Consider the following 23,306-nt stretch of genomic DNA (forward strand, 5'->3'; position numbering starts at 1 on the left):
AGATTATCAACCTGACAAGTAAAGAGTTTGATATACTGGCATTGCTCATTGCCAATCCCAAACGTGTTTTTACTTACGAACTAATTACCGATTTGGTTTGGAAAGAGGATTGTGATTTCTATTCGAGAAAAGCCATTCATAATCATATAAGTAAGTTGCGTAAGAAATTGCGTTTTGAACCGGATCTTCCAAACTATATTGAGAGTGTCGCCGGGATTGGCTATAAATTTGAACACTTGTAAGCTAAAGCCATGAGATTTTTTATCTTGTGGCTTTAGTTTTTAATATTTATTTCCAAACACTTAATATGGGATGTTGTATTCTTCGAGCAAAAGAAATATAATAATCCATATTGGAGGGACACTATATGGACTACATGACTCTAAAAGAGACAAGCGAGAAATGGGGTATCTCTCCCCGAATGATTAACTACTATTGCACCGAGGGTCGCATCCCCGGCGCTGTGAAGATGGCCGGTGTTTGGCTGATACCAAAAGAGGCAGAAAGACCGGTTGATCGACGATATAAGAAAAAGTGAAAGGAGGCCCCTCTCTATGGCAAATATTTTAATCGTGGAAGATGAAAAAAATATGCAGAGCATTATTGCCGAGTATATGCAGCGAGGCGGCCACACCTGCTTTACGGCTGACGATGGCGTGGACGCACTAATGATCTTGAAAAACAATCCTATGGACTTAATGATACTGGATGTGATGATGCCCCACCTTGACGGTTTTTCCGTCTGCAAGATGGCAAGAGAAATGAGCAACCTCCCTATTATCATGCTAACTGCGAAAAGTGAGGAAGAAGATAAACTGAAAGGCTATGAGCTGGGAGCTGATGACTATATTACCAAACCATTCAGCCCAAAAGTGTTACTGGCAAAGGTGGGCGCTTTGCTGCGCCGTTCCTCTATCACACCTACCGATTCTGTGAACGCCGGAAAAATTACGATCATCCCCACATCTCATAAGGTCTTTGTAGATGGACAGGAAATCAATTTAACCCACAAGGAATATGAACTGCTGTATTTCTTCATGGGCAATCCCGGCCAGATATTCAGCAGAGAACAGCTTCTTAACCGGATTTGGGGCTACGACTTTGAGGGAACAACACGGACGGTCGATACCCATATCAAAACCTTGCGGCAGAAATTGGGCGATGAGGGCAAGCATATTGTCACCCTGATCCGTTCCGGCTACAAATTCGAGGTGAGCGTATGAAAATCAAGGAAAACATGAACATCTTTACCATACGGAAGAAGATCCTGCTGGCCTCCAAACTGATCGGCGTTGTCCTGATTATTTCTTATGTACTGTCCACCAAACTGCCGATGGACACAGATATTTCCTTTGTGATCTGGCTGGCTTTTGTGGTGGTTCTGGTCTGTGCCATTGACCTACTAATGGCTCGCTTTATCACAAAGCCGGTTTCGGAACTGAATGAAGCTGCCCGGAACATGGCAGAGCTTAATTTTTCCCATCCCTGCCATGTGGAAAGCCATGATGAATTTGGAGAACTTGCGGAGAGCCTGAACAAGATGGCTGAAAATCTGCAACAGGCGTTTTCTTCTCTGGAAGGTGCCAACCGGAAATTAGAGCAGGATGTTGAGCAGAAAAAAAGACTGCTTGCCGAGCGTAAAGAACTGGTGGACAACCTCTCCCATGAAATGAAAACTCCGCTGGGCGTGATCCGGGCCTATGCCGAGGGATTGCAAGACGAAACGGACGAAGCAAAACGGCAAAAGTATTCCGAGGTCATCATAACGGAAACAGAACGCATGAGCCGCTTAATCACTACGCTGCTTGATCTGTCTGCATTGGAAAATGGGGCTACCCAGCTCCGCCCGGAGCGGTTCGACTTTGTAGACTTTTTGGAAACGGTGGCAGGACGGCTGCTGATCGACACCCCGGACGCAGATTTTGTTTTGGAATATGAACTGCCGGAGCATCCTGTCTATGTCAATACAGACAAAGGGCGGATGGAACAGGTCTTGAATAATCTGATCGTCAATGCCAAACGAAATAACAGGCCGGGCGGGATTTTGAGATTGTCCCTGCTTGAAAAAGACGGCCTTTTGAACTTCTCTATCTTCAATCAGGGGGCGCCTATCCCGGAAGAAAGCCTGTCAAAGATATGGTCGAAATTTTATCGTGATAAAAATTCCAAATACAGCGGTTCCGGGCTGGGCCTTGCCATTGTTGCACAGGTCTTGTCCATGCAGCACCTACACTATGGCGCAGAAAATCAGCCGGGGGGCGTGGCCTTTTATTTCTCCCTCCCCACAGTAAAATAACAAATTCATATTCTCTCATAGGCTCTGGTTTCCAAATGGAGATCAGGGCCTTTTCTTCTGCCGGTAAGATTTCACACCAACTTCACAGCGACCTCACACCGACTTCAACGCATTTTCGTACCTTTATCCCACAAGGAGGGAATGACCCTCCAGATAAAGGAGGTAGCGATTATGTTTTTAGGTATGGAATGGTACTGGTGGCTTTTGATTGTTGTGGCGCTGGTGATCTGCATCCCGTTCAAGGTAAAGTTTATGAAATGGTGGAGCAAACGGGAACAGGAGAAGAAAAAGAACCAGATCGGAAAATGGGGTGATGAAGATGATCGAGGTTAAAAACCTGACTTTTTCCTACGGAAAGGATAAGCAGGCGTTACATGGCTTGAATTTTTCTGTGGCAGATGGGGAGATTTTCGGATTTTTGGGGCCGAATGGTTCCGGGAAGTCCACCACCCAAAAGATATTGACCGGCATCTTAAAAGGGCATGGCGGCGAGGTTTCCCTATTCGGAAAGGATTTGAGAACCGTGCAGACGCAGGAGTTTTTTCAGCAGATCGGCGTCCTGTTTGAGTTTCCTTATCTGTACGCTAATTTAAGCGCAGTGGATAATCTGAACTATTTTGCGTCCTTTTATCCCAAAGAACAACTGCGGGATGTAAAAGAACTGCTGGAAGAACTGGAATTTAAGAAAGACTTTCTCAATAAGCCGGTGTCCTCCTACTCCAAAGGGATGCGGCAGCGTGTAAGCATGGCGAGAGCTTTGATCAGCAATCCGAAACTTTTATTTCTGGACGAACCCACCAGCGGCCTTGATCCCGCCGGCGCTGTCCTTTTTAGAAAAATCATCGAGGAAGAACGGCAAAAAGGCACAACGGTATTTCTCACAACACACAATATGCTGGACGCTGACCTACTCTGTGACCGTGTAGCGTTTATCACGAATGGAAATATCGTTGCGCTGGACACGCCCCAAAATCTGAAAGAGAAAAACAGCAATCACCGCATTGTGGTTTCCTATCTTTATCAGGGCAAGCGAAAGGAGCAGACCATAGAAGCGCCTGAACTGAAAGCCGGTATTCCTTTCGCCTATGATGAAATCATCAGCATCCATTCGCAGGAGCCGACACTGGAAGATGTCTTTATCCAGTACACGGGAAGGGGGCTGTCTTAATGTGGAAAAGCCTTTGTTCTCTGTTCAAAAAAGACTGCCGGATGATGATGTCCGGGAAATTCTTTCTGGTGGCGCTGGGTTCCCTTGTTTTATACACGCTGTTCATCAATTTCGGCTATGTGAAATTCATGGACGCCCAGCTCTACAATGTGTATCTGTATGATCCGGCTGGGATGCAGACAGAGGTTTCCTCCCTCGTTCGGCCCGTGTCCTCTTTGGAAGAACTGAATAATGCCCTTGCCAGTGATACGAACGGTGTCGGGATTGACGCCAGCGGAAAGACACCCCATGTTCTGTTCTATGCGGCCACCGAAAAAGCAGACAGACACAGAACAGACTATGCGTTGTCCCTGCTTTCCCCAGATGGGAATGATACAGCAAAAACCGTCGGCAGCAACAGCCCTGAAATGAAGCAGCGCCGGGAGATCACCTGTGAACTTCTCTTTATTGAGATTGTAGCCGTTGGATTTTTGGGGATTGCTTCGGTGCTGTTTAAGGAAAAGCAGATGGGAGTGATCCGCGTCCATGCCATTATGCCGCTGCATAAGAGCCTGTTTGTATGCTCCAAAATCATGCTCTTTCTGATTACCGATCTGGTTTTTGCGGCCTTAATGGTTCTGTTCAATGTGGGGTTGGACGGGATGTCGGTTTTGCCTGCGGTGCTGGTGCAGACCGCTATCCTCTCCTTGATTATGGCACTGGCAGGCTTCGGCTGTACCATGCTTCTGCGGGACTTTAAGCAATTTTCACTGGCGTATCTGGTAATTGCGCTCTTTGCGGCTACGCCGGTATTTCTGGCGGCAAATACTTCCGTAAAGATGGCGTGGATCGATTACCACCCGTTTTACCATGTATATATGGGACTGAAAAACGCCTTTTTCGGTGTCCCGACTACAAACCCGGTCTACTATGCCGGTGCGATAGGCGCAATCATTTTACTCTTTCTCCTTGTAGAAGCTGCGTTCCGCAAGGAAATGGGAAAGGAGGGCTGACCATGAAAGGACTGCTCTATCAACTGAAAAGTGTCCGAAAAGACAAGTTCTGTATCATGTCATTTCTCCTGCCTATCGTGGTCGCTGTGGCATTGAATTTTGTCGGCTCCATTGACCTTTCTTCATTGGGGGAATTTCATTTTGGAGTAACGGCAAAGGCCACCACTTCGGAAGTCAACACATGGCTGGAACGATATGGTACTGTCACAGTTTATCCCACACAGGAAGAACTGATTGAGGCCATCAATGAACCGTCAACAAACCTGATTGGTGTGGAAATGTCTAACGGCAGCATCCAGACAATCCTTTCCGGCGATGAACTGGATATGTTTCAGCAGACAGCCAACACGCTCCCGGCTCTTTACGAGCAGAGGGAATGGGCGGCACAGGCCAGTGTGCAGGTATTGGAGCGCCCGGATATGATGGCGGGTTATCAGAATATCTTTATTGCCATTACGCTGATCGTGGCAATGTTCATGGGCTGTACCTTTAATGCCATGAACATTATTTCCGAAAAAGAGGATGGCGTTGCGCTGATCAATGAAATCCTGCCTATGACGCACAGGCAGTACATGATGCAGAAAATCTTTGTGGGTTTTGTATTCGGCTGCCTGTCCGCTATTCTTACGGCGGCCATCTGCTTCCGGCTCTCTTTCACAGGGGCGGCGGTCATGCTGGCATTGATCGTCCTTTCCGCATTTGTGTCGGCTCTGATCGGTTTGTTTGTAGGCAAACTCTCCGATGGCATGATGGTAGGCGTGGTCTATATTAAAATCGTGATGATCGTATTTATGGCAGTTCCAATCCTGAATTATCTGGTCGGTGCAGGAAACAAAGTCCTTTCCTACATTTGCTATCTGATTCCGTCCAGCGCCACCTTTGAGGGCATTATGGATTTGGCAAATGGAACTGCATCAACAGCGGTTAAGGACATCGTTATTCTCACTCTCCATTGTGTTCTTTGGTTCTTGTTTTATCTGCTTGTATCTAAGCGACAGAAAAAACATATTTAACAAAACTATTATTCTTGGGTATATTAGCACTTCTATGTAACGTTAAGATACAAATGGTTTAAGGATGGTGATGTGATGGGACATTAGCTGTTTTGGATATAGAAGAATCTGGAAAGCAGATTGGAGAAAAGTTATTCTTACTTCTTGACGAGGAACAAAAGAATGCTCTGATGCAATATATTTTAGAACAAGAAGTCTGTCATGGATCGGCACTCATTTCCTGTCACACTTCTTCCATAATAGAGAAAAATCCTCTGACAGAAATACAAGAAGGCGAGCTTTATCTATGCCTGGAACATCGTACTGTTAGGGTTCGTGAACGGATTATCAACCTGACAAGTAAAGAGTTTGATATACTGGCATTGCTCATTGCCAATCCCAAACGTGTTTTTACTTACGAACTGATTACCGATTTGGTTTGGAAAGAGGATTGTGATTTCTATTCGAGAAAAGCGATTCATAATCATATAAGTAAGCTGCGTAAGAAGTTGCGCTTTGAACCAGATCTTCCAAACTATATTGAGAGTGTCGCCGGAATCGGCTATAAATTTGAACATTTGTAAGCTAAAGCCACGAGATTTTCTTGTGGCTTTAATTAACATCCACTTCCGAACGCTTAATATTGAAGGTTGTATTATTCGAGCTAAAGAACTATAATAGATTCTATGGAGGTGCGATATGGAATATATGACATTAAAAGAGGCCGCCGAGAAGTGGGGCGTGACACCTCGTAGAGTAAATTATTATTGTGCTGGTGAACGTATTTCTGGAGCAGTAAAGATGGCCGGTATTTGGCTGATTCCCAAAACTGCAGAAAAGCCGATTGATGGTCGGACAAAACAAGGGAGAGAATTGCGCCATGAATAAAATTTTGATTATAGATGATGACAGAGAACTGTGCGCTTTGATTAAACACAGCGTACAATCAGAACATATAGAAGCCGATTTTTGTAATACCGGAAAAGAGGGCTTGCAGAAATTAAAAGAGCAAGAATACCAGCTTGTGGTGCTAGATGTGATGATGCCCGGTATGGATGGCTTTGAAACGCTGGAAGAAATCCGCAAAGAGAACAGCCTGCCGATTTTGATGTTCACATCCAAAAATGACAGCGCTTCTAAAGTGCGGGGCTTACGGGCCGGAGCGGACGATTATCTAACAAAGCCGTTTGATATGGACGAACTGATTGCCCGTATTGCGTCCCTCATTCGCCGCTACACCCGCTTTAATCAGCAAACGGGAACTATGCAAAAACTGGATTTTGATGGGTTGCAAATTGACCTTGAAAATCGTTCTGTTACGACGGAAACCGGCACTTTTGAACTTCCACCAAAGGAATTTGATCTGCTCCTGTACTGTGCAAAACATCAAGGAAAAATTTTGACAAAACAGCAGATTTATGAGGAAGTTTGGGGCGAAGAATATTTCTATGATGACAGCAACATTATGGCGATCATCAGCCGGCTTCGTAAAAAATTAGAAGTCAATCCTTCCAGTCCAAAGTATATTCAAACGGTCAAAGGGATTGGCTACCGCTTTAATAAGGAGGTATAGCTGGTATGAAGATCATCGTTTTCCTGTCCGTTGTGATTGCTATTGTAGCTGTGCTAACCTCCATCCTTCTCATTCGTCGCGTAAAAAAGCAAATAGCAGAAATGACCGATGCGCTGGTTGATGTGAAAAATGGAAATGGCAATCGGCGTATTTTGTCTGCAACAAATGAACTGATAGCACCTCTTGCCTATGAAATCAATGAGATCGTTGTGTCCTATGAAAGCAGACTTTCGATTGTCCGGCAGGCAGAGGAAACCAACCGCCAGCTTATGACGAGCCTTTCCCACGATGTTCGGACACCCCTTACAACCCTCATCGGCTATCTTGACGCTGCACATAAAGGGCTTGTTACAGGGAAAGACCGGGATGATTATATCGAAATCGCCCGCCGGAAAGCCCATGATTTGAAAGAATATATTGATGTACTCTTTGACTGGTTCAAGTTAAATTCCAACGAGTTTGCTTTGGAAATCCATCCTATTGAGGCCGCAGAGCTGACAAGAAATATCCTGATCGACTGGATACCGATTTTTGAAGATAAGCAGGTCGATTATGACATTGATATTCTCGAACAGCCTGTCCGGGTAAGATTGGATACGGACAGCTATATGAGGATTATCAATAATCTCATTCAAAATGTAATCGCTCACAGCCATGCGGACAAAATTAAAATTGCCCTGTCAAAGCAGGGAAATAACATGAGGCTGCTGCTGGCGGATAATGGTGTAGGAATTGAGAAAGAAGATTTGAAACACATTTTTGAACGGCTTTATAAGTGTGATAAAGGTCGGTCTGAAAAAGGCAGCGGTCTTGGTCTTTCTATTGTCCATCAGCTTGTAGAAAAGATGGGTGGAAGCATAACAGTTGAAAGTTTGCCGGGAAAAGGAACTGAATTTATGTTGTTTTTTCCTTTGGAAATTTAAGTGGGTTCCCGTCTTTATGGCGGGAACCTTTGTCATTTTGCCGGATTTCAAATTGCAAGGTTAATGCAAGGTTGCGGCAAGGTTAATGCAAGGTTGGCGTGATAGAATACTTTACAGAACAGGAGGTTTTGAATATGGACACAAATTACATCATTGAAACGAAAAATCTGACGAAGCAATACGGTTCACAAAAGAGTGTGGCTGACTTAAATATCCATGTGATGCGTGGGAGAATTTATGGTCTGCTGGGCAGAAACGGAGCCGGAAAAACTACTACCATGAAAATGCTGTTGGGCTTAACAAATCCGACTTCCGGGGAGGTCAAAATCTGGGGAAAACCCTTGCAGGGGAATGAAAAGAAATTGCTGCCCCGTATCGGCAGCTTGATTGAGTCCCCCGGTTTTTATCCAAATCTGACCGGCACAGAGAACTTGCGTATCTTTGCTACTCTGCGGGGCGTACCAAACAATCATGCCATCAAAGACGCTCTGGATTTGGTAGGACTGCCCTACAAAGATAAAAAGCTCTTTTCACAGTATTCTCTTGGTATGAAGCAGCGGCTTGCCATCGCCCTTGCCGTTATGCACGATCCAGAACTTTTGATTTTGGATGAGCCGATCAACGGTCTTGATCCCATCGGTATTGCGGAGGTACGCTCCTTTATTCGGGAGCTTTGCGACGCAAAGGGAAAAACGATTTTGATTTCCAGTCACATTCTTTCGGAGATTTCCTTGCTGGCTGACGATATTGGAATTATCGACCACGGTGCATTGCTGGAAGAAGAAAGTCTTGCTGAGCTGGAGCAAAAAAGCAGTAAGCATATCCGGTTTACGCTCTCTGATACTGCACAGGCGGCAAGAATTTTGGAACGCAATTTCCGTGAAAACCATTTCTCTATACAGGATGACCACAATCTGCGCCTGCACAACCTTGATCTACCTGTGGGGAAAATTGTAACTGCCTTTGTTGAAAATGGATTGGAGGTATCGGAGGCGCATACTTGTGAAGAAAGTCTTGAAGATTACTTCAAGCGTGTGACGGGAGGCGAGGGAATTGCTTAAACTGATCAAATGCGAATTTTGGAAATTAAAGCGAAAAAGATTATTATACGCACTGATGTCATTATCGTTATTTTTTCCGTTGATTTTGGCATATATGGCAAAGGCGGGAACAGGTGCAGATACAACGGAACATTATCTTCAAACCCGATTTGATTATGTTTATACAATGATGTTGGGATATGGATTGGTTTTTTTGCTTCCATGTCTAATTGGTATCATTGCCGCTATTTTGTTTTTTATAGAAAGAGATTGCGATACTTCCAAAAACCTTAGAACAATTCCTGTTACAAATACACAACTCATTATGGCAAAAATTTCTATGCTCTTTATTTTTAGCATTGCGTTTTGTCTGACAAGCACATTATCTGTTGCGTTGTTTTGTAAACTGTTTCATGTAGGAATGGTTTATGGTATGACTTATAAGATATTTATGAGCCTTATTTTTGGAGTTCTTATCGTAGCAGCTTCTTTGCCGATTGTATTTTTAATTATTTGTTTTAACAAAAGTTTTTTGCTTTCTATCCTGCTTGCGTTTTTTTATTCTATTTTTAACTGGGGCATACTGGGGACGATTGGAACATCTATAAGTGCTGCAAAAATTACTTTCTTAAATTCTTTCCCAGTTATATGTGTTATGAACTGGACAAGCGGCTTAATGATGGATCATTTGCAAAAAGACAATCTTTTGCCGGAAGCCTATGCGATTGTACCAACCACCTTCCATACAATTTTTATTCTGGCAATTACTGTTATACTTTCGTTGTGGTTGATCATTCGCTTTTATAAAAAATGGACGAGGTAAATGATATGGGAAAGATAATAAAAACGGAATTTTTAAAACTAAAACGCTATTCTGTAATAAAAGCCGGAATTATTATGACAGTGCTTTCGCCGCTGCTGTCACTGTTTTATTCCACAGCCAACGGTGGACAGACATGGACATTTGACTATTTTATGCAGCAAGTTATGATTAGTAACTGTACCTTGTTTTTTCCGATTATCATTGCACTGATAGCAGGTTATATTATAACAAGGGAATATACAGACGATACGATGAAGAATATATCAACAATTCCTATTTCATATAAACAGTTACTTTCAGGAAAACTACTTGTCCTATTGTTGTTGACAATCTGCTTTAGCTTTATAGGATGCGTGCTAGCATTAGTAATCAATGTTATTGCTGGATTTCCAGGAGTGCATTTTGGCAATCTGCTCAATATGTTTATTCGTGTTACCGGAGCAAATTTAGGAATTTACATTTCAGTTTTGCCGATTATTTTACTATTCTGTTGTTCGGTAAACAATTTTTTGGGTGGGGTTGCGTTAGCATTTGTGTATGGATATTTCGGAACTTTTGAAGGAACACTGTTAAATTATTATCCGATTAAAGCAAGCATGATTTTAGTAGACCCTACTTGTGGTGCGGAATATGGTTATACTTATCACATTTTCCCTGCTTTCATCACAATAGTTTTGACTTTCTTGATTTCTGTGATTATTCTTGCAAATAAAAAGAAAGAACCCAGCACATTGACTGTCACTAAGAAGAAAAAAGTAGTTAGAAAAAAGGGATGGTGACGTGATGGGACATTAGCTGTTTTTGATATAGAAGAATCCGGCAAACAGATTGGCGAAAAGTTATTTCTGCTTCTTAACGAGGAACAAAAGAATGCTCTAATGCAATATATTTTGGAGCAAGGAGTCTGTCATGGAACAGTATTCAATTCCTGTCACACTTCTTCCGCAGCAGAGAAAAATCCTCTGACAGAAATACAAGAAGGCGAGCTTTATCTATGCCTGGAACACCGTACTGTCAGGGTTCGTGAACGGATTATCAACCTGACAAGTAAGGAGTTTGATATACTGGCATTACTCATTGCCAACCCCAAACGTGTTTTTACTTACGAACTGATTACCGATTTGGTTTGGAAAGAAGATTGTGATTTCTATTCGAGAAAAGCGATTCATAATCATATAAGTAAGTTGCGTAAGAAATTGCGCTTTGAACCGGATCTTCCAAACTATATTGAGAGTGTCGCCGGGATCGGCTATAAATTTGAACATCTATAACATGAGCCCACAAGGTGTTGTTTTCCCTTGTGGGCTTGCTTTTTGCAGCATATATTCTAAGAGCAGAATATGTAGAAAATTGCGAATATAAAGAGTAAAAAGCGAATGTCTGCGGACTGATACAGGATACATAAACGATATAATTTTCTCCCAAGGAGGTATCAAGCAGCCGATTCAGGTTCCTCCTTGATGGGAGGAAATGCCTATGCGTCTATGCAACACAGATCCGCAGATAAACTGCTTTACATTCAGTCACCTATACGTCGTAATCCAACTCGTATGGATTGCGGCGTTTTTGGTTTCGACAAAATTTGAGCATTTTCGCTGTCAACCTCCCGGAGAAATTTCATACTGCTGCTTTGGCGCGCCTGTTCTTTGTACGGGCGCGCTTTTTTGTACCCTTTTTTTAAGCGGAAAAAAACGAAAAATCTATCACTGCCGCAGCCCACCCTCTGATTTCGATTTTTGCCATCAACTCAAACATCGAAATTGGAGGAAATTACTATGAAGAAAATCAATCTTCGGGATTATTACCCGTATTATACACAGGACATGATCGTTGAGGTGCCGGATGAAGTTGCTTTGTTGCTTCGGGAATATATGTTGTTGGAAGAAGCCTATCGGATTCGTACATACCGCTATAAAGCATTTTACTCCCTGGATCGAGACGAAGGTATTGAGCGTGAGATATCGCAAAAGCCTCTTAACCCGGCAGAAATTTGGGAACAGCGTCAAATGACGGAGTTGATTTATAAAGGTCTTTCCAAACTTCCGGTAAAGCAGCGCCAACGGATCTATGCACACTTTTTTCTTGGCATGAGTAAGGCGGACATTGCAAGAGCTGAAGGAACAGATGCTTCTTCTGTTCGCAAGAGCATTAACCGTGGTCTGCACCAGTTAAAAAAATATTTTGAAAAAATTTAGCTTACCCCGCCCTGTTTTGCCTGAAAAATGTACTGAATAATAGAGGGACATATTCGGCGGGACAAGCTGGACGGGTGTGGTAAGGAAGCATATATATCCTCCCACCCCAACTGTAATATCAATTTGTCTGCCATGCCCCTTGCTTGTTCCTTGACAACCGAATATACGCTGTTACAGGTACTTCATTCTGTGTTCCGAGCGGCAGATGGGGCGGCGCGGTGACAGGCAGCCTAAGGAGGTGATGAATCCAGGCTGTCCGAGCGATAAACGCAACCTACGAAACCGGCTGTGGCAGGCCGGACGCGATAACGACGCAGATCATAATGGTACTTCTTCACAGCTTCCTAAAGACTTGGGGAGAGTTCCTGCGGCGTTTGCTTGCTCTGGCAAAGCGGCGGCGTATGTGGGACTATGATGCGGTGACGCTACCCGCAGCCTGTAACAGCCCCGTCCTTATAACAGAAGGACTTGCCGGGGTGCGTGGCAAATACGGCAGTAAAATCGAAATCAGATATAATGGGCCGGATTTATGTGTGTAACAACCGTAGATCCGACCTATTCATGTGGTTTTGATAACACAGTTTTCAGAAGGGAGTTGATACTATGGAAATGAACACCATTGTCAGTGAAGTGGGTACGCTGGTAGACATTCGGGATGTTTCTGTCAACAAAGAACTTTCCCATGATGAACGGATTGCAGAATTTGTTCAGCAGATAAAAAATCCATACCATTTTAAGTGTGGCCGTTTTACTGTACAGGCCAGCTTTTCTGCTGAAGGTGCTACCCTGGAAGAATGTATCAAGGGTATTTTACGATAGGCGCAATTTTAAGAAAGGGGCTGACTTTTCCGTAAAAGCATGGTAGAATAAGAATCGGAAAAGGAATTGAATATGGCATAACCACACTTCTTGAATTGCGGGGATTTTTCTGTGCAACGAAAGGAGTGTTTTTTTATGCAGGTTTACAAAGCGATTAAGTACATCCGTCTTTCTTATACGGATGACAAAACAGTAGAAAGTGACAGCGTTGCCAATCAGCGGCGCCTGATTGATGATTACATAGCCCGACACCCGGAAATTGAGGTTGTGGCAGAAAAAATTGACGATGGTTATAGTGGCGTTTTATTTGATCGCCCGGCATTTCAGGAAATGATGCGGATGATCGAACAAGGCGAAGCTAACTGCGTGATTGTCAAAGACCTCTCCCGCTTAGGTCGTGAGTACATAGAAACAGGCCGTTATATGCGCAGGGTATTTCCAGCCTATGGAGTGCGTTTTATCGCAATTAACGATAATGTGGACACGGAAAATGACGCTGCCGATGATCTCACGGTTTCTGTCAAAAACATTATGAATGAGGCTTACTGTCGAGATATTTCCGTTAAGACACGGAGTGCCCTGGAAGTAAAACGGCGCAGCGGGGATTTTGTAGGTGCTTTTACCATCTATGGTTATGTGAAAGTCGGCGATAAACACAAGAGCCTGGAAGTAGACGAATATGCTGCCAATGTTGTGCGGGATATTTTCAGAAAACGGCTGGAAGGATTCAGCGCTTCCCATATAGCGGATGAACTGAACCGATTAGGAATTCTTTCACCTTTGGCGTATAAGCGCAATCACGGAATGCCTCATGCAAAAGGTGGCTATACAGACCGAAAGGATTGCAAATGGTCTGCAACTACAATCATCCGTATTTTGCAGGATGAAACTTACACCGGAACACTGGTCCAAGGCAAACAGACAACGCCCCATTTCAAATTAAAAGAGCGTGAGGACAAACCTTCTTCGGAATGGATTCGTGTGGAGGGAACCCATGAAGCGATCATACAAAAGCACGATTTTGATCTGGTGCAACGGCTCCGCAGGATTGACACAAGGACTTCTCCCAAATCGGATAAGGTTTACCTTTTTTCCGGTATTTTGATCTGCGGCTGCTGTGGCTGCCGTATGACCCGCAAGACGAACCGCTATAAAGATAAAGAGTATCACTATTATTACTGCCCGACCGGCAAAAAGAATGGCTGCACATCGTCGGTCATGCTGAAAGAGTCGGATCTGATTGAATGTGTGCAGGACAGTTTGAAAGGACATATTGAAAATGTTGCTTCTCTGGATGCCCTGCTGTCCAGTATCAGTCAGGAACGGATCAACCGGGAATTGGCACAGGAATATGCCGCACAGATCAGAGTAAATGAAAAGCGTGTAGCACAGACCGAGGGCTTTAAGGCAAAACTCTATGAAAATCTGGTGAGTGGAATTCTGACAAAGGAAGAATTTCTCTCTTATAAGCGAAAATACAATGCAGATATTGAACTGTTCCAAAAGGCAATCGCTGAATGGAACGATAAACTTACAGATGTATTGGAAAACCGAAGCGAACGAAATCGTTGGATCAACCATTTTATGAGATTTTCTACTATGGAGGATATTGACCGCCGGGCAGTCATGCAGCTTATCCGAAGCATACGGGTAATGGGTAAAGATGAACTGCATATTGAATTTAATTACCAAGATGAATATCAGAAAGCAATCTCTTTGGCGGAACAGATTGCTACAAAAAATGAAGAAAGGATGGTGGGCTAAATGGCAAGAAAAAGCAGAAAACAGACGGCGGCACCTATGCCGGCACCATCTTTATATGTACATGTGGCTCTGTATATCCGTCTTTCTGTGGAGGATAACAAAAAGCGGGGCTGCTCAGTAGAAAATCAAAAGTTGGTACTGAATGACTTTCTTTCAGATAAACCGGACTTCGTTGTGTATGATACCTATATCGACAACGGAGCGACAGGGACAAATTTTCACCGCCCTGGATTTCAGCAAATGCTATCTGATATTGAAGCAGGCCACATTAACTGTGTGATTGTTAAGGATCTTTCCCGATTAGGGCGAAATTCTATTGACACAGGTTATTATATCGAACAGTATTTCCATGCTCATAATGTTCGCTTCATTGCTGTTACGGATCAGTTTGACACAGCGGATTCCGGAAATCTTCATGGCGGTATCATGCTGCCTTTGAAAAATATGATCAATGAAGCCTATGCTCTGGACATTGGACGAAAAATCAAAGCACAAGCGCGGCAGGCTATGAAAGACGGCGACTATATTGGCGCACGGGCACCTTACGGTTACAGGAAAGACCCTGATAATTGCCATAAACTTCTGATTGATGAAAATACTGCCCCTGTGGTAAAACAGATTTTTGAATGGGCACATGAGCATGTGGCACTGAACCGGATTGTCCGCAACCTAAATGAGATGGGAATTCCGGCACCGAGCCATTATAAAAAGACCACTGGCGAGATTACCAGTCCGGGCCTGATCGGAAGCGGCAAATGGCAGACCCGTACAGTGATGAAAATCTTAGAAAGCGAAGTTTATACAGGCGATCTGGTTCAAGGAAAAACAAAGATTGTAGATCATCAGCAGGTCAAGGCTGGAGAAGATAATCTGATTATTGCAAAATGCACCCATGAACCGATCATCAGCCATGAATTGTTTCATGCAGTTCAGGAATACAGAAAACAGATCTGTGAAGAAAGCAAAGCAACTCCAAAACGTCCCTACACACCAAACATTTTCAAAGGTAAAGTGTTCTGTGCTGATTGTGGCAGAAACCTTCACAGGCAACGCGCCGAGCGCCGGAAAGGACCCGACACTTACTGGTTCCACTGCCTTACAAACAGCCGGGTAGAAAAAGATAGCTGCAAAGGTGCGATGATACAAGAGAAAGAACTGATTTCTACTGTTACGGCTATTCTTGAAAAAGAGCTGACAGTTGCGCTGGGAATGTCGCTGCCACTCTTTCAGTTGGAGGCAAGACAAAAACAGGAAAAAGATAAGCTGAAAATTCAGATGTCGGCCAAACGGCAGGAAATTGAAAAAATACGCCGGCTGATCCGTGGCCTATATGAAAATTTTGTGCAGGGTATTTTGACAAATGACGAATACTTTGAATTGAAAGCGGATTATGAACATGCTATCAATGCTCTGTCTGGTGAGATTGAAGTATTTGAAAAATCTATGGACTCTCTGGACAACCAGCTTGCCAGATACCGTGCAATGGAAAAGGATGCAAAAACACTGGCACAGGATCACGTACTGACTGCAGAACTGATCGAACGGCTCATTGAACGAATTGAGATAGACCACGAGCGGAATATTCATGTGACCTTCCGTTTCAAAAATGAATTTCAGGGAAAGGCGGTGGAACCGTGCGCAACTATGTGATTGCCCTTTATATCCGTCTTTCTGTGGAAGATTTCAAAACTGAAAGTTTGAGCATACCAAATCAAAAACTGATTCTTCGTGAAAAAGCTATGTCTCTGCCGGAATGGGATGACAGCGAGATTTTGGAATTTATTGACAATGGTCATACGGGGACAAACTTTGAGCGTCCGGCGGTGCAGGAACTTTTAACAATGGTTCAGGCCGAAAAAATCAACTGTATTATTGTAAAAGACCTTTCCCGATTTGGACGTAACAGCATTGAAACCGGCTATTTTATTGAGCGGGTATTTCCTCTTTATCACACCCGTTTTATTTCCGTCAGTGATGATTTTGACACAGCTAATTTCAAAGGTGATACCGGAGGGATTGATATTGCTTTCAAGTATCTTATCAGCGAGTGTTATAGCCGGGATATGTCCATGAAAACCAAAAGTGCAAAATACGCAAAGATGCGTCGTGGGGAATATCAGAGTGTCATCTGTCCTTACGGCTATCGCAAGAGTGCAGACGGACGTATGGAACCGGACGAGGATGTTGCCCCGAATGTGCAGATGATATTTCAATGGGCGTCTGAAGGCAACACCGCAGCCGAGATCACAAGAAAATTGTATGCCATGAATATCCCAACCCCTGGGGAATATCGCAAACTTAAAGGCAAGGCCTATTACAATGTTTCCCGAACAAACGGCGTTTGGAGTACATCAACGGTTCTGCGTATTTTAGAAGATCAAAGATATATCGGTACCTATGTAATTGGCAAGAGAAAGGTAAAAGAGATTGGCAGCCGACATACACAGTTAAAGGATGAAAGTGAGTGGTTCAAAATACCGAACCATCATCCGGCTATTGTAAGTGTGGATCTATTTGAAAAAGCCAATGCTTCAATTAAGCGTTTCTCTCTGTCAAATAAAAAGCCGCGTGATTATCTGCTCCGTGGTAAGGTGTTCTGCGGATGCTGCGATCATGCAATGTCTCTACGAAATGGTGCGTGGTTTTATTGCCGTCATTCCGAGGTGGCTGAAACGCTTCCTTGTCATGGTGTGCGCATAAAGATGGCAGATCTGGAGCAGGTTGTATTTGAAACAATTCGGGCTCAAATGTGTCCGGCATTGGGAATTGATAGCAATAAGGATAAATTGGATTTGCAGACAGTCCAGCAGGCCGAACATGAAGAAAAACTCCGTTCTATTCAAGACAGCAAGCGGCATCTTTATGAGCAGTATGCACTCGGAGAGATTGATTTGGAAACCTATCGAACACGAAAAGGGGTTTATGACACGGAACTGGTACAAGCCAAAAATGTTCATGCTGTCATTACTGCACAGACAAAGCAGATAAAAAGTGATTATGAGATTAAGCTGAAACAACAGGAAATTGTGCAGGAAGTCGGAAACGCCAACATGCTGACAAAAGCTCTGATTGACCGGCTTATCAACAAAGTTTACGTCTTTCCAGGAGATCGGATTGAGATTGAATATACAACACGGGATTTCTTAGAAACTAAGGAATCCGAAAAGGAGGTATAACCGTGAACACCCATTTGAAACAGCTATGGGCAGCTATGAAGCTGCCCGAAAAACTTCAAAAAAGTTATAAATTTTTTTGTCGTGGGCTTGACATACGGGTGTCGTAAATCATGGATTCGTATTCTCTTCACTCCTGACAACTTTACACCACGATCCATTTCATGATGAAGATAGCTTTTTGAAATTTGAAATATCCTGTCATTTTCATTCAAGCCATACAGCATTCCTATATACGATTCTAATTCTTCGCTTAAAAATTCCGGCATGGTGATCATACGATTACTCTTCACAGTCTTTGGATCTGTAATAATATCCTTCCCTTCTAATCTTTGATAAGATTTATTGATCCGGATAGTACACGCCTGAAAATCGAAATCTGCCGGTGTCAGTGCTAACAACTCTCCCATACGGACTCCACACCAATATAGAATTTCAAATGCATAAAAGGAGATCGGCTTATCCGCCACCGCTTCAATGAACTTCATATACTCTTCTTTTGTCCAGAAAAGCATCTCTTTTGTTCTTTCTTTTCCCATAGATCCCGCCTTGCGTGCAGCATTGCTTTTCAAATCATAGAAATTAACTGCATGATTCAAAATTGCACTCAGCTGATTATGGATGGTCTTTAGATAGACCTGTGAATAGCCTTCTCCTTGTTTATTTCGATAGTTCATCATGGTGTTCTGCCACTGTCGAATATCGGAAGGTTTTATTTCCTGCAACTTCTTTTTCGAAAAATATGGGAGAATCTTTTTTTCTACAATATGCTTTTTTGTCAGCCAGGTATTATATTTGATTCTGGATTTGATATCATTCAGATAAAGATCTACAAAATCTTCAAAATACATATCCAGACTCAAATTCTCCTTTAATTTAAACGCTCTTTCCCATTCCTGGGCATCACATTTGCGTTTAAATCCCCTTTTCGTCTTCTGCTTTCTTACGCCAGTCCAGTCCTTATAATAGGTTCTTACCTCGTAAGTATTTGACTTTTGGTTTTTGATTACTGTCAAAACATCACCTCCTGCTATTTCATTTCGTTCATACCGTAAACTCGTTCTTCAAAATATTTACGGCTGATTTTTCCTTTGACAACAACAAAACCTTTTTGTTCCAATTCCGCATTTAACTGACGGATCAAACGATACGCATAGGAATCAGATACTTCTAATTCTTTCGCTACTTCTTTTGCTGATATAAATAATTTGCTAGCCATCTATATCTCTCCTTTCTTTTTTCAGTTCATTATCGAACGGTGTATATGCATCATAACATTTCATTTCCGTACTGTCAATAGAATGATTTCAAAAATGAACGGTTTATTTTCATATTTCATTTTTGAACTGTTTATGCTATACTTTTAAGTAACAATCAGCAAAGGAGTGTTTTCTTATGACAGTAGGTGAGAAAATAAGAAAATTCCGGATCGATCAAGGATATACACAGAAAGAATTGGCAATCATGTCCGGATTGAGCGAATCGGCAATTAGAAATTATGAACTTGGGAATCGTTTTCCATCATCAGAACAATTAGAAAAAATAGCAAACTCATTAAAAATCAGTCCATACGCCATGTCTGATCCAAACTTTGATACTTATGTTAGTGTCATGCACGCATTATTTGCTTTAGAGGATCAATATGGTCTGCACGCCTACCGGGATGAATCCGGCGTACCACAACTCATGTTTAAAGACAAAGGACATGATTCTTTAAATATGCTGGATAATATTGGAGCATGGGCTGATATGTACCAGAAATTCAGAAATGAAGAGATTACAGAAAAAGAATATTTAGACTGGAAAGCAAAATATCCTCAAAATCAAAATGATATATAAGGCGGTATGTAATATGAGCAATCAAGATTCAAATACAAAAAAAATAGCATATGGTGAATTACACTTTTATTATCCTTTTAAATTTGATAATAAATATTCCTATACTCAGATTCATAAAAAAATAGAAAAAAGCCCACTATTGTTTACAGATGAATATCAGCAAAAGGTCATGGACTCTTTAGGCTATTCTCTAGTTGAAACCTTTAACGATATAAAAAAAGAATTTGAAGCTTCAAGCTCACTTAATAATCCTTGCATATTAAAAATGAGCGATTATCAAAAATATAAATCCATGAAATGTGCTCCCATGTCCATAAATCCCGATGATATATTGTTAGAAATCGAAAGTGGTGAATCTTCAATAAAGTTCTATATCAAAGATGCTGATTTAGAGCTACTAAATCAAAGAATCATACGTTTACAAGAAGAATATGATATTTCTTTGAAATTTTATGGTCACAATTTCACCAACCGACAAGATCGCTTTCTTCTTCTTCCTCTCAAAATAGAACTAGAAAACGGAAAATTCACTTGGCTATACCCATTAATATATCTTTTTGAAAATAATATGGGAATATTAAAACTGGAACTACCTATATTTGATTCCTGCATTGAACCTTTATTAGAAAATGATTATGATAGATTCCTCAAAAAAATTATAAATAAGTGGAAAATAAGAAATTACAACTCCGAAATGACTCTGTCTTCCATCCAGAATTTTTATTTAAGTAATCTTCTTGATGATATTAAAATAGACATGGTTTCATATTCCAATGAGCTAAAAAATATAATATTAATAGATTTTGATGGAATACCACAACACATAAATTCTATTCCAAACGATGTGAAGGAAGATTTGTTTAGAATAATTTGTGCACCAGTTCCTTCTAGAAACAATACCACCTATACCAAAGATGCTGATGAATATCTAAAAAATCACAGTTGGGGAGGACATGGTGTAAAATATATTGCTAAATCTACTGGTGGTTGTCTTTCTTTTATAGATAAAACAATATTAGATTATGTCTCTGATGATTATAAGACAGAAACAAAAACCTCTGTGCTTACTCCATTTAATGACTACTATAATTTATGCAATAAGCTAGCACGAGATTTGTGTGTAAATGTTGAATTTGCTTTAATAATAATTCTCTTAAAAAAGACCAATGAATCAAATGACTACTTCAATAAAATTGCATCTATGAAAAAATTATCAGATACACGAATTGAGTATAATAAAAATGTATTGTTTATCTCAGAACTTCAAGAAAATTGCTATGGTTCAGTTAGCGAACAAACAGCCCTTTTAGAAAAAATGATGCCACATTATTTCAAACACGAAATCACATCTGCAAAAAGTACAGCAATAAATAACATACTTCAGCAAAATGAACAAGAAAAAAATGAACGGTTTCAAAATTACATTTCAACTGGTGGTTTGATTCTAACGTTGATATTCGGTTTACCATCATTGTATGAAACATTAACTATATTTAGAAAGTTATTTTCGTTTTACCCTTATAATATTCCTTATCTCACATTAGAAAATACTAGTATAATATTGTGGCTTACATTAAATGGAATAATTATTTTAAAAATTTATTTAAGAAAATACTCTCCAAAAATAAAAAAGTATTGTCATTTGATTGTCACTAGACATAGAAAGAGCCAAGAAAGCCCGTAAAATAGGCATTTCTTGGCTCTAATATATTATTCGAACTCAATCGTTCCCGGTGGCTTACTGGTCAGGTCGTAGAATACGCGGTTAACTCCCTTAACTTCATTAATAACACGATTCATAACCCTGTTCAGAACTTCATACGGAATCTCTGCGGACTCTGCTGTCATAAAGTCAATCGTCTTCACTGCTCGAAGTGCCACAGCATAATCGTATGTTCTGAAATCGCCCATAACGCCTACGCTTCGCATATTGGTAAGAGCTGCAAAGTACTGGTTCGGCATCCAGGATGGTTCTTTGCCGTTCTCAATTTTATAAGCTTCTGCTGCCTTATCAATTTCTTCACGGTAAATGAAATCAGCATCCTGCACAATGCGAACTTTCTCTTCAGTAACTTCGCCGATAATACGGATTCCAAGTCCCGGTCCCGGGAATGGCTGACGGAATACCAGTTTCTCTGGAATTCCAAGCTCCAGTCCTGCTTTGCGGACTTCATCTTTGAAGAGGTCACGAAGCGGCTCAATAATCTCCTTGAAGTCTACAAAATCAGGAAGTCCGCCTACATTGTGATGAGACTTGATCACTGCGGACTCTCCGCCAAGACCACTCTCTACCACATCTGGATAGATGGTTCCCTGTGCAAGAAAATCAACAGCACCGATCTTCTTAGCCTCTTCTTCAAAGATACGGATAAATTCCTCACCAATGATCTTACGCTTCGCTTCCGGCTCAGTAACTCCCGCAAGTTTATCATAATATCTCTGCTGTGCATTCACACGGATAAAATTCAGGTCAAACTGTCCATTAGGACCAAATACACCCTCAACCTCATCTCCCTCGTCTTTACGAAGAAGGCCATGATCTACAAACACACATGTCAGCTGCTTGCCAATAGCTCTGGAAAGAAGTCCTGCTGCTACAGAAGAATCAACACCGCCAGACAGTGCCAGAAGGACTTTGCCGTCGCCCACTTTCTCACGGATTTCTTTAATTGTATGCTCAACAAATGCATCCATCTTCCAGTCTCCGGCACATTCGCATACACCAAGTACGAAATTGGATAACATCTTCTTTCCTTCTACTGTATGGAGAACTTCTGGATGGAACTGGATCGCATACAGTTTCTTCTCCGCATTCTCGGCTGTAGCCACTGGACAGTCTGCTGTATGTGCAGAAATCTCAAATCCTGGTGCTGCTTGAGAGATATAGTCTGTATGACTCATCCAGACAATTGTTTTCTCTGATACTCCTTCAAAAATTCTGGAGTCTTTTTTGTCAACCAGCAACTCTGTTTTGCCGTATTCACTTACATCTGCTTTCTCAACTTTACCGCCGAGAACATGCATCATAAGCTGTGCACCGTAGCAAAGCCCAAGCACCGGAATACCAAGTTCGAATAATTCTTTCTGGTAAGTCGGTGAATCAGCTTCGTAACAGCTGTTCGGTCCACCGGTAAGAATGATTCCCTTTGGATTCATGGCTTTGATCTTCTCAAGATCGGTCTTGTAAGAATAGATTTCACAATATACATTACATTCTCTGACACGTCTTGCAACCAGCTGATTGTACTGACCACCAAAATCAATTACAATAACTAATTCTTTCTTCAAGGTTTTCCTCCTGTTTTTCCCTATAAATTCTCATTGGAATCGTTACTGTTCACGCTGGAAAATCTCCGGTAAACAATAACCTTGAATCTTCTTTCCATTATAAATGAGTATTACAACTTTTACAACGACTAATTTTCTTAGCTGAATAAAATTTTCAATATATCGTAGATAGATTTTATTACCATGAAATTAAGTTTGAATGCACAGCTTTTTCATACTGTATATTCCTATGCCGGTCACTTCAGGTGCGTTCCAGTTTATAAGTTCTTTAGATTTTCCTCATATATTTTTCAATTTGTTCTCACAGATTCATCACAAATTCCGCGTATATTAATAAACAAATAAAGCGAAAGCTTTTTTACATAGATTATAAATATACTTTTTCTTTTTCATACTTGCCGGGCCAAAAGGTCCGGCCCTC

26 protein-coding genes are annotated in these 23,306 nt (G+C 41.7%); 23 read left to right on the plus strand and 3 right to left on the minus strand.

Annotation, left to right across the window (positions count from 1 at the left end):
- The 21 genes from ABHC48_RS00375 to ABHC48_RS00475 form a co-directional block, all read left to right on the plus strand.
- A partial coding sequence (locus ABHC48_RS00375) for a helix-turn-helix domain-containing protein (protein WP_195698975.1) occupies positions 1-242 on the plus strand: 242 nt, incomplete at its 5' end.
- A 125-nt stretch (positions 243-367) separates the two neighbouring features.
- Positions 368-538, plus strand: coding sequence for a helix-turn-helix domain-containing protein (locus ABHC48_RS00380; protein WP_033143706.1), 171 nt, complete (start codon positions 368-370; stop codon positions 536-538).
- Positions 539-554: 16 nt separating this feature from the next.
- The gene (locus ABHC48_RS00385) at positions 555-1,223 is read left to right on the plus strand and encodes a response regulator transcription factor (protein WP_118306375.1); all 669 of its coding nucleotides are present in this window, start codon (positions 555-557) and stop codon (positions 1,221-1,223) included.
- Positions 1,220-2,296 (plus strand): histidine kinase dimerization/phospho-acceptor domain-containing protein, encoded by a 1,077-nt coding sequence (locus ABHC48_RS00390; protein ID WP_033143708.1) that lies wholly within the window; start codon positions 1,220-1,222, stop codon positions 2,294-2,296. The genes ABHC48_RS00385 and ABHC48_RS00390 overlap by 4 nt, the downstream gene beginning before the upstream one ends.
- A 171-nt stretch (positions 2,297-2,467) precedes the next feature.
- Positions 2,468-2,629 (plus strand): hypothetical protein, encoded by a 162-nt coding sequence (locus ABHC48_RS00395; protein ID WP_191835411.1) that lies wholly within the window; start codon positions 2,468-2,470, stop codon positions 2,627-2,629.
- The gene (locus ABHC48_RS00400) at positions 2,610-3,464 is read left to right on the plus strand and encodes an ABC transporter ATP-binding protein (protein ID WP_333527325.1); all 855 of its coding nucleotides are present in this window, start codon (positions 2,610-2,612) and stop codon (positions 3,462-3,464) included. Before ABHC48_RS00395 ends, ABHC48_RS00400 begins: the two co-directional genes overlap by 20 nt.
- Positions 3,464-4,456 (plus strand): ABC transporter permease, encoded by a 993-nt coding sequence (locus tag ABHC48_RS00405; RefSeq protein ID WP_033143709.1) that lies wholly within the window; start codon positions 3,464-3,466, stop codon positions 4,454-4,456. Before ABHC48_RS00400 ends, ABHC48_RS00405 begins: the two co-directional genes overlap by 1 nt.
- 2 nt (positions 4,457-4,458) lie before the next feature.
- Positions 4,459-5,469 carry an ABC transporter permease gene (locus ABHC48_RS00410; RefSeq protein WP_118306374.1) on the plus strand — a complete coding sequence of 337 codons (1,011 nt, stop codon included), beginning with the start codon at positions 4,459-4,461 and terminating at the stop codon, positions 5,467-5,469.
- A 170-nt stretch (positions 5,470-5,639) separates the two neighbouring features.
- Positions 5,640-6,032 (plus strand): winged helix-turn-helix domain-containing protein, encoded by a 393-nt coding sequence (locus ABHC48_RS00415; protein ID WP_033143723.1) that lies wholly within the window; start codon positions 5,640-5,642, stop codon positions 6,030-6,032.
- Between the two features lie 115 nt (positions 6,033-6,147).
- The gene (locus ABHC48_RS00420) at positions 6,148-6,336 is read left to right on the plus strand and encodes a helix-turn-helix domain-containing protein (RefSeq protein ID WP_055221059.1); all 189 of its coding nucleotides are present in this window, start codon (positions 6,148-6,150) and stop codon (positions 6,334-6,336) included.
- On the plus strand, positions 6,329-7,021 hold the full coding sequence (locus tag ABHC48_RS00425) for a response regulator transcription factor (protein WP_117538748.1): 693 nt from the start codon (positions 6,329-6,331) through the stop codon (positions 7,019-7,021). Before ABHC48_RS00420 ends, ABHC48_RS00425 begins: the two co-directional genes overlap by 8 nt.
- A gap of 5 nt (positions 7,022-7,026) precedes the next feature.
- Positions 7,027-7,944 carry a HAMP domain-containing sensor histidine kinase gene (locus tag ABHC48_RS00430; protein ID WP_117538749.1) on the plus strand — a complete coding sequence of 306 codons (918 nt, stop codon included), beginning with the start codon at positions 7,027-7,029 and terminating at the stop codon, positions 7,942-7,944.
- A 134-nt stretch (positions 7,945-8,078) separates the two neighbouring features.
- Positions 8,079-9,005 carry an ABC transporter ATP-binding protein gene (locus tag ABHC48_RS00435; RefSeq protein WP_117538750.1) on the plus strand — a complete coding sequence of 309 codons (927 nt, stop codon included), beginning with the start codon at positions 8,079-8,081 and terminating at the stop codon, positions 9,003-9,005.
- Positions 8,998-9,807 (plus strand): ABC transporter permease, encoded by an 810-nt coding sequence (locus ABHC48_RS00440; protein WP_117538751.1) that lies wholly within the window; start codon positions 8,998-9,000, stop codon positions 9,805-9,807. The genes ABHC48_RS00435 and ABHC48_RS00440 overlap by 8 nt, the downstream gene beginning before the upstream one ends.
- 5 nt (positions 9,808-9,812) lie before the next feature.
- Positions 9,813-10,586, plus strand: coding sequence for an ABC transporter permease (locus ABHC48_RS00445; protein WP_117538752.1), 774 nt, complete (start codon positions 9,813-9,815; stop codon positions 10,584-10,586).
- A 99-nt stretch (positions 10,587-10,685) separates the two neighbouring features.
- Positions 10,686-11,078: a winged helix-turn-helix domain-containing protein gene (locus ABHC48_RS00450; protein ID WP_055221049.1), complete on the plus strand. Its 393-nt coding sequence runs from the start codon at positions 10,686-10,688 to the stop codon at positions 11,076-11,078.
- 504 nt (positions 11,079-11,582) lie between these two features.
- Positions 11,583-12,002 carry a sigma factor-like helix-turn-helix DNA-binding protein gene (locus ABHC48_RS00455; protein ID WP_118306373.1) on the plus strand — a complete coding sequence of 140 codons (420 nt, stop codon included), beginning with the start codon at positions 11,583-11,585 and terminating at the stop codon, positions 12,000-12,002.
- 603 nt (positions 12,003-12,605) lie between these two features.
- Positions 12,606-12,821: a DUF6870 family protein gene (locus ABHC48_RS00460; RefSeq protein ID WP_118306371.1), complete on the plus strand. Its 216-nt coding sequence runs from the start codon at positions 12,606-12,608 to the stop codon at positions 12,819-12,821.
- A gap of 135 nt (positions 12,822-12,956) precedes the next feature.
- Positions 12,957-14,585, plus strand: coding sequence for a recombinase family protein (locus tag ABHC48_RS00465; protein WP_117995169.1), 1,629 nt, complete (start codon positions 12,957-12,959; stop codon positions 14,583-14,585).
- Positions 14,586-16,235: a recombinase family protein gene (locus ABHC48_RS00470; protein WP_118306370.1), complete on the plus strand. Its 1,650-nt coding sequence runs from the start codon at positions 14,586-14,588 to the stop codon at positions 16,233-16,235.
- Positions 16,220-17,761 (plus strand): recombinase family protein, encoded by a 1,542-nt coding sequence (locus tag ABHC48_RS00475; RefSeq protein WP_118306369.1) that lies wholly within the window; start codon positions 16,220-16,222, stop codon positions 17,759-17,761. Before ABHC48_RS00470 ends, ABHC48_RS00475 begins: the two co-directional genes overlap by 16 nt.
- A gap of 23 nt (positions 17,762-17,784) precedes the next feature.
- Here the strand turns inward: ABHC48_RS00475 and ABHC48_RS00480 are convergent, their stop codons facing one another.
- Both ABHC48_RS00480 and ABHC48_RS00485 read right to left on the minus strand, forming a co-directional pair.
- Positions 17,785-18,774 (minus strand): site-specific integrase, encoded by a 990-nt coding sequence (locus tag ABHC48_RS00480; protein WP_195698974.1) that lies wholly within the window; start codon positions 18,772-18,774, stop codon positions 17,785-17,787.
- Positions 18,775-18,788: 14 nt separating this feature from the next.
- Entirely contained in the window at positions 18,789-18,977 is a 189-nt protein-coding gene (locus ABHC48_RS00485; protein WP_003019365.1) for a hypothetical protein, read from the minus strand.
- Positions 18,978-19,153: 176 nt separating this feature from the next.
- Here ABHC48_RS00485 and ABHC48_RS00490 point away from each other — a divergent pair, with 176 nt between their 5' ends.
- The gene (locus tag ABHC48_RS00490) at positions 19,154-19,597 is read left to right on the plus strand and encodes a helix-turn-helix transcriptional regulator (RefSeq protein ID WP_195698973.1); all 444 of its coding nucleotides are present in this window, start codon (positions 19,154-19,156) and stop codon (positions 19,595-19,597) included.
- Positions 19,598-19,610: 13 nt separating this feature from the next.
- Positions 19,611-21,281: a hypothetical protein gene (locus tag ABHC48_RS00495; RefSeq protein WP_195698972.1), complete on the plus strand. Its 1,671-nt coding sequence runs from the start codon at positions 19,611-19,613 to the stop codon at positions 21,279-21,281.
- A 26-nt stretch (positions 21,282-21,307) separates the two neighbouring features.
- Here the strand turns inward: ABHC48_RS00495 and guaA are convergent, their stop codons facing one another.
- Positions 21,308-22,885, minus strand: a complete 1,578-nt coding sequence (gene guaA / locus ABHC48_RS00500; RefSeq protein ID WP_148462113.1) for a glutamine-hydrolyzing GMP synthase — start codon at positions 22,883-22,885, stop codon at positions 21,308-21,310.
- Positions 22,886-23,306: the final 421 nt, after the last annotated feature.

The sequence above is a fragment of the Ruminococcus sp. 1001136sp1 genome (assembly GCF_039841815.1).
In the GTDB taxonomy this organism is placed as follows: domain Bacteria; phylum Bacillota; class Clostridia; order Lachnospirales; family Lachnospiraceae; genus Blautia_A; species Blautia_A faecis.